Genomic DNA, 13401 nt, shown 5'->3' with positions numbered 1-13401 from the left:
TACTGATATGCAACGGAGTTGACGGACCGAGTTGACGGGTCGTCATCATCCGTTTCCCGGGCGGAGGTCCGACAAGAGGGCCAGGGCCTCGTTCAGTCCCGTGGGGCGGGGCATGCCCGGGGTGGTGCGGCCCGCCCAGCCGGGGCCGCCGAGCACCACCATGGGGCTGCGCCGGGCGCCGCTCACGCCCCAGCGGGCGTCCGCGAGGTGGCGGGCGAGGGCCGTGCTCGCCGTGGAGCGGGACTGGGCCCACAGGACCACCGCGGCCGGGCCCAGCCGCCGTACCGCCGCCGTCAGCGCCTCCGCGGGCACGGCGGCGCCGAACATCCGGGCGGGGACGCCGAGTCGGGCGAGCCCGGCGTTGAGCGCCTCCAGCGGCAGCGTGTGCTGTTCGCCGGGCACGCAGGCCAGCATCACCGCCCCCGGCGCGACGGTCCGCTCCCCCCGTCCGAGCGGCCGGGTGGCGCGGCGCAGGGTGGTGGAGACGTGCCAGGACAGCAGGTGCTCGACCTCGACGTAACGGTCCCCGGACGACGCCCACTTGCGGCCCACGGCGTGCAGGGTCGGCACCATCACCTCCTGCCAGGCGACGATCAGCCCGTGCCGTTCGACGGCCTCGCCCAACTGGTCCTCCACGGCCGGCGCGTCGAGCCGTACGGCGGCGCGGGCGAGCCCCCGGCACTCCTGGCGCGCGTCCCCGCCGAGCGGGAGTGCGCCGGCCGCGCGCGATCGGCCGACGGGCTTGAGGGGCGGACCGGCGGACGTGGTGCCGGCCGGCGGACTCCCGGTCGCCGGAATCCCGGTCGCCGGAATCCCGCTCGGCAGGCTGCCGGTCTCCGGAGTCCCGGTCGGCAGGCTGCCGGTCGCCGGACTCCCGGTCGCCGGGCTGCCGGTCTCCGGACTCCCGGTCGCCGGACTCCCGGTCGGCGGACTCGTCGGCGGAGTCCCGGTCGGCGGGCTGCCGGTCGCCGGGCCCCCGTCCTTCGCCGCCCGCGCCGCCTCCGCGGGCGGCACCCCCGCGGACGTGAGCCGGCACATCGCCTCCAGCACGGCCACGTCGTCCGCTCGCCAGCGGCGGTGCCGGCCGTCGGCGCGGACGGCGGGACCGATGCCGTAGCGGCGGTCCCAGGAGCGCAGCGTGGTGGGCGCGACGCCCAGTCGGCGGGCCAGCGCTCCCGTCGTCAGACCGGTGTCGTCGGAGGTCGTCGGGGCGGTGCTCATGCTCCCGACGATACGACGCACGAACGACGCATGTTGAGTCGTTCCCGCATCGGTTCGCACGATGGCGGCATCGGGGCCCGTCCCCGGTTGACGTTCGCACCGGCCTCGCGTCAGGCCGCCCGACATGTGAGGAGCCGTCGCCATGACCCTGCAGCCGAGCGCCCCGGCCGCACCGGGGCCCCTCGCCGAACAGGCGCCCGCCGGGGAACCGCTGCCGGACGAGGAGGTGGCCCGGCGTCTCGTCGCCGGCGACGAGAGCTGTCTGACGGTGGCGTACCGCCGCTGGTCCACCCTGGTGCACACGCTGGCCTGGCGCTCGCTGGGGGACGCGAAGGAGGCCGAGGACGTCACCCAGCAGGTGTTCCTGGGCGTCTGGCGCGGCCGGGCCGGCTACCGGCCCGAGCGCGGCACGTTCGCCGGCTGGATCGTCGGCATCACCCGCCGCAAGATCGCCGACGCGCTCGCAGCCCGGACCCGCCGCCGTGATCTCGTCGTCTCGGCGGGCGCGATCCTCGCCCTCGTCGACCCCGCCCGCGGCCGTCCCGAGACCTCGCTCGACCGTGTGCTGCTCCGCAGCGAACTCGCCCGGCTCCCCGCGCCCCAACGGCACGTGCTGCGGCTGACGTTCTACGAGGATCTCACCCAGACGCAGATCGCGGCGCGCACCGGCTGGCCGCTGGGGACGGTCAAGAGCCACGCCCGGCGGGGCATGCACCAACTGCGCCGGCGACTGGACCCGGAGACGTGGGACCGAAGCTACACATAAAGGCCGAATAAGCGCAGAATGGGCATGCGCGGCGCTTACCGCACCCCGCACCAGACGCGGTCAGGCCTGCAAGTCAAAGGAGACGAGTCATGGCCAACGTCTCGCCCACGAGAGGCGACATGTCGACTCACCCGGACGTCTCCGAGATGCGGACGCGCTACGACCGCATGCTCGGTGGCCGTGATGTGGCGCTCGTCGACGGACCGGTGTTCCTGCTCGGTCTGTACTGCGCGGCGTCCCCGTGGATAGTCCACTACAGCGCAGGTCAGCCCGCGCTCGCGACGCACAACCTGATCATCGGCGTGGCGATCGGCCTGCTGGCGCTCGGGTTCACGGCGGCTCCCGCCCGGATGTACGGGCTGAGCTGGGCCATGTGCGCGCTGGGCGTCTGGATGATCATCGCCCCGTGGGTCGTGGGCTCCAGCCCGGACGCCGGTGTGGTGGTGAACAACATCGTCATCGGCGCCCTGGCCCTGATCCTCGGGCTGATGTGCGCCGGGACGGCGGCGAAGAGCGTCCCCAGGTCGTAGCCCCCCCAGGAAGGAAGGCGGCTCGGCCGGTCCGCGAGGCCGCGGACCGGCCGAGCCGCGTCACCGGCCCGAGGCTCGCGGACGGACGACCTGAGGCTTACGGGCGTGACGTGAGGCTTACGGGCGTACGACCTAAGGCTTGTAGACGTACGGCGTCGTCGTGGTGAGCGCGGCGAAGCCGAGGCGTTCCAGGATGGGGCGGCTCTGGTCGGTGGCGTCGACCTGGAGGTAGCGGTAGCCGCGCTCGGCGGCGATACGGGCGCGGTGGGCGATGAGGGCGCGGTATACGCCCTTGCCGCGCCAGGCCGGGGCGGTGCCGCCGCCCCACAGGCCGGCGAACCGTGTCCCCGGGATCAGTTCCATCCGGGCCGAGCTCACCGGCTCGTCACCGGCGAGGGCGACGACGGCGACGATGTCGTCCGGGGCGGAGGCGAGCCGGCCGAGCACCAGGTCCCGCAGCCATCCGCCGTCCCTGCCGAACGCCTTCTCGTTGGCCTCGACCATGAGGTCCACGCCGGCCCGGTCGGTGACGGGGACGATGCGCACCCCCTCGGGCGGCTCGACGTCGACGAGCTGCGCGGCGGTCTCGCCGATCATCAGGGTCTCCTCCGGCTCGGCCGTGAACCCGGCCGCCGCGAGCCGTGGTCCGAGGTCGGCCGGGCGGTCGTGAGCGTACTGCTTCCACTCGAACTCCCGGCCGAGAGCAGTGAAGCAGGCGATCTGCTCGGCGATCACCGCGTCGGCGCCCGCCGGGTCCGCGGGGTCCAGGTCGGACCACAGGACGCCGTTCCAACCGCCGACGGAGGCGATCTGCCGGACCACCCTCCCGGCGCGCTCGACCCGGGCGTCGGGGCTGTCGGGGCGGGCGCCTTCGCGCATGTCCCGGTCGTACAGGGCGAGTACCGCGGCATGATCCATACGCCCACTTCAGCAGCTCGGTCCCGTCCCCTCAACGCAATTACCGTCAGTCGGGGATGCGGACCTTGCCCAGGCGGCCGACCATGACCGGGTCGCGGTGGTCGAAGAACTGGGACCGGCCGGTGTCGAGCGCGGCGATCGACGCCATCTCGTCGTCGGTGAGGGCGAAGTCGAAGACGTCGATGTTCTCCCGCATCCGGTCGGCGCGGACCGACTTGGGGATGACGACGACCTCCCGCTGGACGAGCCAGCGGAGCACGACCTGCGCCACCGACCTGCCGTGCTGCCCGGCGATCCCGCTGAGGACGGGATGTGTGAAGAGGTCGTTCCGGCCCTCGGCGAAGGGCCCCCAGGACTCGATGCGCACGCCCAGTTCGCGCATGAGTTCCTGGTCGGCGGTGCGCTGGAAGAACGGGTGGGTCTCGATCTGGTTGACGGCGGGCGGGACCTCGTTGTTGTCGATCAGGTCGACGAGCCGGTCGGAGTAGAAGTTGGAGACCCCGACGGCCCTGGCGCGGCCCTCCCGGTGCAGGTCCTCCAGGGCGCGCCACTCGCTGTACACGTCGCCGTAGGGCTGGTGGATCAGATAGAGGTCGACGTGGTCCAGGCCGAGCTTGTCCAGCGAGACGCCGAAGGCGCGCTTGGCGTTCTCCCCGGCGGGCGCGTCCTGGATCCACAGTTTGGTGGTGACGAACAGTTCCTCGCGCGGGATGCCGCTGCGCCGGATCGCCCGGCCGACGGCTTCCTCGTTCTGGTAGGCGGCGGCGGTGTCGAGCGAGCGGTAGCCGGCGGCGAGGGCGTCGGTGACGGCCTGCTCGGTCCGCTCCGGGGGGATCTGGTAGACGCCGAAGCCGAGGATCGGCATCTCGACGCCGTCGGTGAGGGTGACGGTCTGCATGGTGCTGCCCTTCCGTGCGGGGCCCCTCGCCCTTCTGGCGCCGACGCGGTGCCGGGTCGCGCTCCGGTCGAGCGGTGGAGCCCCACCCGGGTTCCACGACGTTCGCGGTTCAGACGCGCGAGACGTTCCCCGGCGGGGCAGCGGTGGGCAGCGCCTGTCAGCGGCGGGTCACCGGCGGATCAGCGGTCAGCGGCGGCGCAGGGACGGGTCGAGGAGGGCGGGCGGGGTGTCGAACTTCTCGTGCGGGGCGAGGTCGGCGCCCGGGGCGACGACGGCGTCGATCGCGTCGAGGACGTCGGCGGGCAGGACGGTGTCGGCGGCGGCGAGCTGTGCCTCGAGGTGGTCGAGGGTGCGGGGGCCGATGAGGGCGCTGGTGACGCCGGGGTGCGCGGTCACGAAGCCGAGCGCCAGCTGGATCATGGTCAGGCCGGCCTGGTCGGCGACCTCGGCCAGCTTCTCCACGGCGTCGAGGCGGGCCTTGTTGTGGGGCAGGGCGGTGTCGAAGCGTTCCGGCATGAACGCGGAGCGGCTGGTGGTGACCTCCTGGCCGGCGCGGATCGCGCCGGAGAGCCAGCCCGAGGCGAGCGGGCTCCACACCAGCACGCCGAGCCCGTACTCCTGTGTCACGGGCAACACGGCCGTCTCGACGCCGCGTTGGAGGATCGAGTAGCTGGGCTGTTCGGTGACGTAACGGCTCAGCCGGTGTTCGCGGGCGGCCCACTGGGCCTGGACGATGCGGTGGGCCGGGAAGGTGGAGGAGCCGAAGTAGCGGATCTTTCCCGCGCGTTGCAGGTCGGTCAGCGCGGAGAGGGTCTCCTCGTCGGCGGTGGTGGGGTCCCACCGGTGGATCTGGTAGAGGTCGACGTGGTCGACGCCGAGCCGGCGCAGGCTGTCGTCCAGCGCGGTGACCAGCCAACGGCGGGAGCCGCCGCGGTGGTTGCGTTCGTCGCCCATGGGCATCGCCGCCTTCGTGGCGAGCACGATGTCGTCGCGGCGGCCGGCGATGGCCTTGCCGACCATCTCCTCCGACTCGCCGGCGCTGTACATGTCGGCGGTGTCGATGAGGTTGACGCCCGCTTCCAGGGCGGCGTCGACGAGGGCGGCGGCCTCGTCCTGGGTGGTGCGTCCGATCCGGCCGAAGTTCATCGCGCCGAGTGCGAGCGAGCTGACCTGCACACCGGTGCGGCCCAAGGTGCGGTACTGCATGACCGTGTTCCTCCGTCGAAGGGGGTCGGCTGGGACATTGGCTGGGAGCCGCCCGCTCTGACATCATGAGCGGCGGCAGAAACGGAACCCCGTTCCGGAAATGACGATACGGAACACTGTTCCGCTTAGCAAGCCTGATCGACGGAAGGTGCTGCACGATGAACGACGGCGACGGCGGCGACGGCTGCGACGAAGCCGAGGGCGCGGGCGCGGGACGTACGGCGACGCACGGGACGCGCGCGGCCGAGCCCAAGCGCAAGGACGCCCGCCGCAACAAGCAGACGCTGCTCGACGCGGCGGCCGCGGTGTTCGTCAGGTCGGGCGTGGAGGCGCCGGTGCGGGACATCGCGGCCGAGGCCGGTGTCGGCGTGGGCACCATCTACCGGCACTTCCCCACGCGCGCGGACCTCATCATCGCCGTCTACCGGCACCAGGTGGACGCCTGCGCCGAGGCCGGTCCGGCCCTCCTGACGACGGAGGCGACCCCGCACGCCGCGCTGGGCCGGTGGATCGGCCTCTTCGTCGACTTCCTGGTCACCAAGCACGGCCTCGCCGGCGTGCTGCACTCCGACGACCCCGGCTTCGAGGCGCTCCACGCCTACTTCCTGAACCGCCTCGTCCCCACCTGCGCCCACCTCCTCGACGCCGCGACGACGGCCGGCGAGATCCGCTCCGACATCGACGCGTACGCCCTGATGCGCGGCGTCGGCAACCTGTGCATCGGCGCGGACAACGACCCCCACTACGACGCCCGCCACTTGGTGGAACTCCTGATCGCGGGACTGCGCCTAGGGGATTGAACGGGCTGGGCGGACTGAACGGGCTCGCGGTCACTCCGGGTGTGCCGATGCCTCCTTCTGGAGTCGGGCTGCTGCCAGGAGGGTCAGGGTGGGTTCTGCCTTGCGGAGGGCCTTTACTGCTGCGATCGAGCCGATGTCTCCGGTGAAGCCGACGGCGGCCAGGCGGGTGTGGACCCAGTGGGCGCGCAGGCGGGCTTCGCTGGTGGCCGCGGTGGACTCGACCAGGGCGGCGGCGCGTTCCAGGCCCGGCCGGTCCTCGGGGGAGGCGTCGGCCAGCGCCCGGCGCAGGGCCTCGGCGACGAGGTCCGTGTCCCGGATGACCATGACCACGTCGTGCTTCCGGTTTCGTGTCATGTCGATCATCGTGGCCTCCATGTGACGCCTCCGCCCAGCGACTTGAGGGTTTCCAGAGGCGGCTCCGGACGGTCGTGCGGCAGCGTCGCCGCGCCGTGGGGACTCCGGCGCGGCCGTCTCACGGGTCACGGGACTACCGTGAAACGCATGTCCGACTCGGCACACGGAAGTCACGCGAAGTCGCCGACGCCCGCGGAGCGACGGGCCCGGTTCAAGGAGTCGCCGCTGCTGCCGGCGTCCGTGCTCGTGCTGATCCTCACGGCCGCGGCGGCCCTCTTCGCGGGCTCGTACACCTACTCCATGGCCAAGCCGACTCCCCACTCCATCCCCGTCGCGGTGACCGGCGCCTCCGACGAGCCCCTCGGCCGGACGTTCGTCGACGGCATGGAGAAGGCGCTGAACGCCGGTGTGCGGGTCCATGTCTACGACACGCCGGCCGAGGCCCGTACCGCGGTGGAGGAGCAGCGCGACTTCGCGATCCTCGACGTGCGCGACGAGGGGCGTTCCGTCGTGCTGGACCTCTCCTCGGCCTCCGGGGCCTCGGTGGCCGAGGTGCTGGCGAAGACGGCCCCCGCCGTGGGGAAGGAGACGGGCGTCGCGGTCGCCGTCCGGGACGTCAACCCGCTCCAGGAGGGCGACCCCCGCGGGCTGGCGATCTTCTACGTCTCCCTCGCCGCCGTGATCATCGGCTTCGTCGGCGCGATCCAGCTCAGCGTGCACGCCCGCGCCCTCACCCCGCTCGAACGCATCGCCTTCACCGTCGGTTATTCCCTGCTCGGCGGCTTCGCCATCGCCGCGACCGTGGACTGGCTGCTGGGCGCGCTGGACCTGCCGTTCGTCGAGTCGTGGCTGATCCTGGCGTTCACGATGTTCACCAGCGGCATGGTCTTCACCATGTTCAACACGCTCGTGGGCCGCTGGGCGATGCTGCCGACCTGGGGGCTGATGGTCCTCCTGGGCAATCCCTCGTCGGGCGGCGCGGTGTCGTGGCCGCTGCTGCCGTCCCCGCTGGGCCTCGTCGGCCAGTGGCTGCCGCCGGGCGCCTCGGTGAACGCCCAGCACACGGCCGTGTACTTCGCCGGACACCAGCACGCGTTCCCGTTTCTGGTGCTCGCCGGCTGGGCGCTGGTGTCGTGCGCGGTGTTCTGGATCTGGCGGCACCGCCACCCCGGCGGCCGGGAGAAGAGCCCCGCGCACGCCGCTTCCTGAGCCCGCCGGACAGTTCAGTTCCTCGAACGCCGAGTGACGTGCGCTTCGGCGGGGAACCCGGTCGCCACCCTGTTGTGCCGGTCAAGCTGTCTGGAGAGGACCATGAGTCTGCTGCGTCTGGTCGGTCGGCCCCTGCTCGCCTCGATGTTCGTCTCGGGCGGTCTGGGCTCCCTTCGAGCACCCGAGCAGGTCGCCCCGACCGCCGAGTCCGTCGTCCGGCCCATCACGGACCGGGTGACGGTCCTGCCCGACCGGACCGAGGAGGTCGTGCGGCTCAGCGGGGCCGTGCAGGTCGCGGCCGGTCTGATGCTGGCCACCGGGCGTGTCCCGAGGGTGGCCGCGCTCGCCGTCGCCGCCACCCTGGTGCCGACGACGCTGGCGGCCCACCGGTTCTGGGAGGCGGAGGACCCGGACGAGCGCGCCCAGCAGCGCATCCACTTCCTGAAGAACATGTCCATGCTGGGCGGGCTGATGATCGCCGCCGCGGACACCGGGGGCAGTCCGTCCCTCGCGTGGCGCGGGCGGCACGCCGCGCGGGAGGTCCGGCGGGAGGCCCGGCACGTCCGGCGGGAGGCCCGGCTGGTCCAGCGGTCGGTACGGGCCACCGCCCGCCCCGCGGCCAAAGCCGGCGCGGCCCGCGCGCGGCTCCCCCACTGACCGAACGGCGGTCCGCGCGCGGCTCCCCCACTGACCGAACGGCGGTCCGCGCACGGCTCCCCCACTGACCGAAGGGCTCCCCGCTGACCGTACGACCGATGAGAACGGCCGGGGGGGGGGGGGGCGGGGGGGGGGGGGGGGGGGGGGCCGGCGGGGGGGGGGGGGGGGGGGGGGGGGGGGGGGGGGGGGGGGGGGGGGGGGGGGGGGGGGGGGGGCGGGGGGGGGCGGGCGCCGCCCCCCCCCCCCCCCCCTGCCCGTGCCTGATCCGGCCGGGAGGGGAGACCCGTGCGTGATCCGGCCCGGAGGGGAGAGAGGGAGAGGGGCGAGGGGGATGCGGGTCTGGGCGGTGTCCCCGGCGAAACGCCGCTCCCGTCCCCCTGCGCCGCGCGCACCCTCCCCGCCTCGGCGCACTCCTCAGACGGTCGCCTCGGCAGCCGAGCCGCTAGGGACCACCGCCTCCCGCGCAGCGACCACGCGGCGGCGGCGCGTCGGCAGGCCCATGGTCGGGTTGGCGACGCCCCAGGCCGCGCCCTTGCAGACCACTTCCTTGTAGAGCGCGGCGAGCCGGCCGGTCAGAGCCGCGTTGACGGCTCGGTCGTCGGCGGTGACGTACTGGATCAGGCCTTCCCCGCGGCCCAGCGAGATGCACTGGTTGAAGTAGCGGATCGAGGTGCTCGGCACCTTCCTGCCGACCAGACGGGCCGCGATGGCGTCGGCGGCCTGCCAGGCGGCGGGGACGCCCGAGGCGCACGCCATCCGCAGCGGCTTGTCGCCGGGGCCCATCGCCATGGCCGCGTCACCGATGGCGTAGACGTCCGGGTGCGAGACCGAGCGCATGGTCCGGTCGACCACGATCTGGCCCGTGCCGGTGACGTCCAGGGTGGTGGCCTGCGCGATCGGGTGGACGGCGAAGCCGGCGGTCCACACGGTGACCGCCGCCGGGACGGTCTCGCCGTCGGCGAAGGTGACACGGTCGGCCTCGACGCCGGTGACCGCGGCGTGCTCGTGCACGGTGATGCCGAGCTTGTCGGTGACCTTCCGCAGATGCGCGCGGCCCTTGTCGGAGAGCCAGTCGCCGAGGCCGCCGCGGGCGACGAGGGCGACGGCGAGGTCCGGGCGGGCCTCGGCGATCTCGGTCGCGGCCTCCACACCGGTGAGTCCGCCGCCGACGACGACCACGGGCTGTCCGGCGCTCAGCGCGGCCAAGCGTTCGCGCAGCCGGAGCGCTCCGGGCCGGCCGGCGATCTCGTAGGCGTGCTCGGCGACTCCGGGGACGCCCAGGTCGTTCCAGCCGCTGCCGAGGGCGTACACGAGGGTGTCGTACTCCAGTTCCTCGGCGTCACCGTTCGAGTCACCGTTCGCGCCGCCGTTCGCGTCGACGACGGAGACGGTCCTGCGGTCGACGTCGACGCTGTTCACCCGCGCGAGCCTCAGCTCGACGCCGGTGCCCGCGAACATCTCGCTGAAGGGCCGCGGCTTCAGGTTCTGGCCGACCGCGACCTGGTGCATCCGGACGCGCTCGACGAAGTCGGGCTCGGCGTTGACGAGGGTGATGTCGACGTCGTCACGGTGCAGCCGCTTGGCGATCCGGCCGGCCGCGACGGCTCCGGTGTATCCGGCGCCGAGGACGATGATGCGGTGCTTCATGAGTCTGCTCCTGTCTGCGCGGGTCCGCCCTTGGGTCTTGCGCGGTTTCGCCTCCTGAACCGGGCAGCCCCCGGTTTCCTGACAGGAACACGATGTGAAGCAGGTCACATCAACGGCAGTGTCGAACCTTCCCCGAAAAATCAGGCCGTCGCAACGGGCGGAACTCAGAACATGCTGAGCAAGGGCTCGCCGTGATCGACGGCCGCCCATGCCTCGGTCGCGCGTTCGAGCTTGTCGGGGTTGACCTGGTTGCGGAAGGCGACGATGCCCTCGGCGCCGATCTCCAGGCACATGACGCCGATGACCCTGCCGTCGAGGACCGCCACGACGGCGGGTCCGCCGTTGGCGGTCGTGACGTACACGCCGGGCGAGCCGCCGACGAGGGTGCGCTTGGACTCCGTGGGCTTGAACAGGCCGCGCATGAACTTGGCGACCGCGACGGCACCCTCGAACGCCCTGGCCCGGGCCGGAACCTTCCCGCCGCCGTCGCCGACCGCGATGGCGTCGGCGGTGAGCAGCCGCACGAGCGGCTCGGTCCGCCCGCTGGTGGCGGCCGTCAGGAACTCCTCGACGATCCGCCGGGCGGTGGCCTGGTCGACCTCGGCGCGGGCCCTTCCCTCCGCGATATGCTTCTTGGCCCGGTGGAAGATCTGCTGGCTGGCGGCCTCGCTGAGGTCGAGGATCTCGGCGATCTCCCGGTGCGCGTAGTCGAAGGCCTCCCGCAGCACGTACACCGCGCGCTCGTTCGGAGTCAGCCGTTCCATGAGGGTGAGGACCGCGTACGAGACGGACTCGCGCTGCTCGGCGGTGGCGGCCGGGCCGAGCATCCGGTCCCCGTCGAGCAGCGGCTCGGGGAGCCACTGGCCCACGTAGGTCTCGCGGCGCGCGCGGGCCGAGCCGAGCTGGTTGAGGCACAGGTTGGTGAGCACCTTCGTCAGCCAGGCCTCGGGGACGTCGATGCGCTCGACGTCGGCGGCCTGCCAGCGCAGGAACGTCTCCTGCGCGGCGTCCTCGGCCTCGCTCGCGGAGCCGAGGAGGCGGTAGGCGATGGCCTCCAGGCGGGGCCTCGCGGCCTCGAACCGGTCCACGTCGGTCATGGTCAGCGGCATGGTCCGGATCCTAGCCGCCCGGGGCGACGGCACGCGCGGCACGTGGCCGGTCCGGGCCTGTGCGGGGGCGGGCCGTGCGAGGCCGGGCATGTGGGAGACGGTGCCATGCGAGGCCGGGCATGTGGGAGGCCGTGCTGTGCGAGGTCGTGCTGTGCGGGACCGTGCTGTGCGAGGTCGTGCTGTGCGGGACCGTGCTGTGCGAGGTCGTGCTGCGCGAGGCCGCACAAGTCGTGGATCCCCGCGCCCCGTTGTCAGTGGCGTCCGTCATCATCTGGGGCATGAACGAGATCGACACAGCCGCGCCCCCAGCCTCCCGCAGCTGGAGCAGAACCGACGTGACCGGCGCGCTTCAGGGGCTCGTCGGCGCGTGGGGCAGCTGGAACGAGGGCTCCTTCGCCGAGATCGCCCTCTTCGGCCGCTATATCGAGGGCAGTTGGACGCCCGAGCCCGGCGAGCGGGAGGCACGGCCGCCCGCGGCGGGCAGTTGGACGGAGCTCATAGGGCGCATGGGCGCGCTCGCGTTGCGTGCGGCCGCTCCCGCGACCAGGCCGGTGCGCCGCGAAGCGTTGCTCGACTTCCTGGAGATGTGGGCGCGGACGCCGTTCGCGGACCCGGCCTACCGCTTCCGGGTGGGCCGGCTCTCCGGGACGACCTCGTTCACCGTCCGCGACGACCGTGGCGTGTCGAGCGGCCTGCACCTGCCGGCCGGGCACATGACCAGGTATTTCGAGGCCGTGCGGCCCGGCTGCGAGACCGTCTCCCGTCCTGAGGAACCGCTCTACGTCGTTGACTGTCACCGCGGTTGGGGCGACGCGTGGCAGTTGCTGCGCCTGGTAGAGCTGGTCCGGGAACGCGGCCCCGTCGCCTGGGACGCGGAGGCAGCCCTCGCCCTGAGCGAGGCGACCGGTCTGAGCCGGCCCGCCGCGGCGCTCGTCCTGGCGGGAAATCCCGGTGCGGGCGGCTACTACATGCCGTTTCTCGACGAGCACGAGCGCGCCGTGCTCGGTTTCAAGGTCGGTGAACTCGAAGCGGCACGGGAGGAGTTGTCCATGCTCCACGACGACGACCGGCTCGCCCTGCTCGCCGACGTGATGCCGACGGACCCCGCAGACCTGTGGGAGCCGGGCGGGCTCGGCCGGGTCGCGGAGCGCATCGCCGAGGCGTGGGCCGAGCAGCACGGGGCGCGTCCGCACCCGCCGTGGAGCACCTGGCAGGCCGCGGTCGCTCTTCAGACGCGGATGCCGGCGACCCATCTGTGCCACCTGTTCCTCGACCCGGCGCGGGCCACGCTCCCGCCGGGCTTCTACCTGCGGGTCTGGCCCTGCCCGCCCGAGCATCGCCAGCTGCGCACCGCGTGGGACGTCATGAGCGGGTACGACGCCGAGACCGTCATAGCCGCGCTCTTCGCCGGCCTGTCGTGGGCGTACGCCGACCTCCCCGCCGGCGACCCGGTACGCGCCGGCGCGCCGGAGGCCGTCCGCCATCTCCGCAAGGTGTTCGGCTACCGCGAGTCGCGGGCCCACCTGCTGCGCGGGGCCGTGATGCGCGGCAACCGCGGCAGCATCCGCTGGGACTGGCTCATGGACGGCGCCTGCGACCGCGTCATGGCCCGCATCACCGCCGACGACCTTCCCCCGGGCCGCTACGAGTCCGATCCGCGCGCCTGCGTCCCCGACCTGGTCGCCGACGTCGTCGCCACCCTCGACCTGACCGAGGACGCCGCCGCCCTCTATCTCCAACTCCTGCTGCTGCCCAAGCCGTCGGACCGGGACGTGCGACGCTGGAACGCCTGGACGCCTGCCCGCCACAAGGCGGCTGCGGCGGAACTGGTGTCACGCGGTCTGGCGGTGGAGGACCGCCGGCCCCGCGCGGGACGCACCCTCTTCCTGCCCGGCCCGTGGGCACACGCCAAGAAGCCGTTGCCGCCCATGGAGTCGTGGAAGGCGCCGCTGATCGGCGCGGAGTTGAGCGCCGACGGCAGCGAGGTGAAAGCCTTCGACCTCCTTCCCGACACACTCCCCGAACTGTTCGCGCAGGCTTGGGAGTTGACACGCCGCGGGAAGGGGCCGACCGCCTGACGGGCGGC

At 73.1% G+C, this 13401-nt stretch carries 13 protein-coding genes; 6 read left to right on the top strand and 7 right to left on the bottom strand.

All coding sequences use genetic code 11. From position 1 onward, the window contains the following. Window positions 1-45: 45 nt before the first annotated feature. Window positions 46-1221: a MerR family transcriptional regulator gene (locus ACFYX4_RS28610; RefSeq protein WP_389339312.1), complete on the bottom strand. Its 1176-nt coding sequence runs from the start codon at window positions 1219-1221 to the stop codon at window positions 46-48. A gap of 142 nt (window positions 1222-1363) precedes the next feature. On the opposite strand from ACFYX4_RS28610, the gene ACFYX4_RS28605 reads away from it, so the two are divergent. Both ACFYX4_RS28605 and ACFYX4_RS28600 read left to right on the top strand, forming a co-directional pair. After that, window positions 1364-1987: a sigma-70 family RNA polymerase sigma factor gene (locus ACFYX4_RS28605; RefSeq protein WP_389339310.1), complete on the top strand. Its 624-nt coding sequence runs from the start codon at window positions 1364-1366 to the stop codon at window positions 1985-1987. 89 nt (window positions 1988-2076) lie between these two features. Next, window positions 2077-2517: an SPW repeat protein gene (locus ACFYX4_RS28600; RefSeq protein WP_389339308.1), complete on the top strand. Its 441-nt coding sequence runs from the start codon at window positions 2077-2079 to the stop codon at window positions 2515-2517. Between the two features lie 132 nt (window positions 2518-2649). On the opposite strand, the gene ACFYX4_RS28595 is transcribed toward ACFYX4_RS28600, so the two are convergent. The 3 genes from ACFYX4_RS28595 to ACFYX4_RS28585 all read right to left on the bottom strand — a co-directional run bounded on the left by ACFYX4_RS28595 (window position 2650) and on the right by ACFYX4_RS28585 (window position 5539). Then, the gene (locus ACFYX4_RS28595; RefSeq protein WP_389339306.1) at window positions 2650-3435 is read right to left on the bottom strand and encodes a GNAT family N-acetyltransferase; all 786 of its coding nucleotides are present in this window, start codon (window positions 3433-3435) and stop codon (window positions 2650-2652) included. 46 nt (window positions 3436-3481) lie between these two features. Beyond that, complete coding sequence (locus ACFYX4_RS28590) at window positions 3482-4333, bottom strand: aldo/keto reductase (protein ID WP_389339304.1); 852 nt, start codon at window positions 4331-4333, stop codon at window positions 3482-3484. A 186-nt stretch (window positions 4334-4519) separates the two neighbouring features. Continuing rightward, complete coding sequence (locus tag ACFYX4_RS28585; RefSeq protein WP_389339302.1) at window positions 4520-5539, bottom strand: aldo/keto reductase; 1020 nt, start codon at window positions 5537-5539, stop codon at window positions 4520-4522. A gap of 158 nt (window positions 5540-5697) precedes the next feature. Between ACFYX4_RS28585 and ACFYX4_RS28580 the strand changes: the two genes are divergently transcribed. Continuing rightward, a complete protein-coding gene (locus tag ACFYX4_RS28580; RefSeq protein ID WP_389339300.1) occupies window positions 5698-6339 on the top strand; it encodes a TetR/AcrR family transcriptional regulator in 642 nt (213 codons plus the stop codon). Between the two features lie 30 nt (window positions 6340-6369). Here the strand turns inward: ACFYX4_RS28580 and ACFYX4_RS28575 are convergent, their stop codons facing one another. Continuing rightward, window positions 6370-6693 carry a hypothetical protein gene (locus tag ACFYX4_RS28575; protein ID WP_389339298.1) on the bottom strand — a complete coding sequence of 108 codons (324 nt, stop codon included), beginning with the start codon at window positions 6691-6693 and terminating at the stop codon, window positions 6370-6372. Window positions 6694-6840: 147 nt separating this feature from the next. Between ACFYX4_RS28575 and ACFYX4_RS28570 the strand changes: the two genes are divergently transcribed. Together ACFYX4_RS28570 and ACFYX4_RS28565 are read left to right on the top strand one after the other, a co-directional pair. After that, complete coding sequence (locus ACFYX4_RS28570; RefSeq protein ID WP_389339296.1) at window positions 6841-7902, top strand: ABC transporter permease; 1062 nt, start codon at window positions 6841-6843, stop codon at window positions 7900-7902. A gap of 102 nt (window positions 7903-8004) precedes the next feature. Further along, window positions 8005-8559, top strand: a complete 555-nt coding sequence (locus ACFYX4_RS28565; protein WP_389339294.1) for a DoxX family protein — start codon at window positions 8005-8007, stop codon at window positions 8557-8559. A gap of 414 nt (window positions 8560-8973) precedes the next feature. On the opposite strand, the gene ACFYX4_RS28560 is transcribed toward ACFYX4_RS28565, so the two are convergent. Both ACFYX4_RS28560 and ACFYX4_RS28555 read right to left on the bottom strand, forming a co-directional pair. Then, window positions 8974-10206, bottom strand: a complete 1233-nt coding sequence (locus ACFYX4_RS28560) for an NAD(P)/FAD-dependent oxidoreductase (protein ID WP_389339292.1) — start codon at window positions 10204-10206, stop codon at window positions 8974-8976. 164 nt (window positions 10207-10370) lie between these two features. Further along, window positions 10371-11315, bottom strand: a complete 945-nt coding sequence (locus ACFYX4_RS28555) for an RNA polymerase sigma-70 factor (RefSeq protein WP_389339290.1) — start codon at window positions 11313-11315, stop codon at window positions 10371-10373. Between the two features lie 119 nt (window positions 11316-11434). Between ACFYX4_RS28555 and ACFYX4_RS28550 the strand changes: the two genes are divergently transcribed. Beyond that, window positions 11435-13393 (top strand): hypothetical protein, encoded by a 1959-nt coding sequence (locus tag ACFYX4_RS28550; RefSeq protein WP_389339288.1) that lies wholly within the window; start codon window positions 11435-11437, stop codon window positions 13391-13393. Window positions 13394-13401 lie beyond the last annotated feature (8 nt).

Source organism: Streptomyces sp. NPDC002328 (assembly GCF_042890065.1).
In the GTDB taxonomy this organism is placed as follows: domain Bacteria; phylum Actinomycetota; class Actinomycetes; order Streptomycetales; family Streptomycetaceae; genus Streptomyces.
This window is presented reverse-complemented; position numbering and strand designations above follow the sequence as displayed.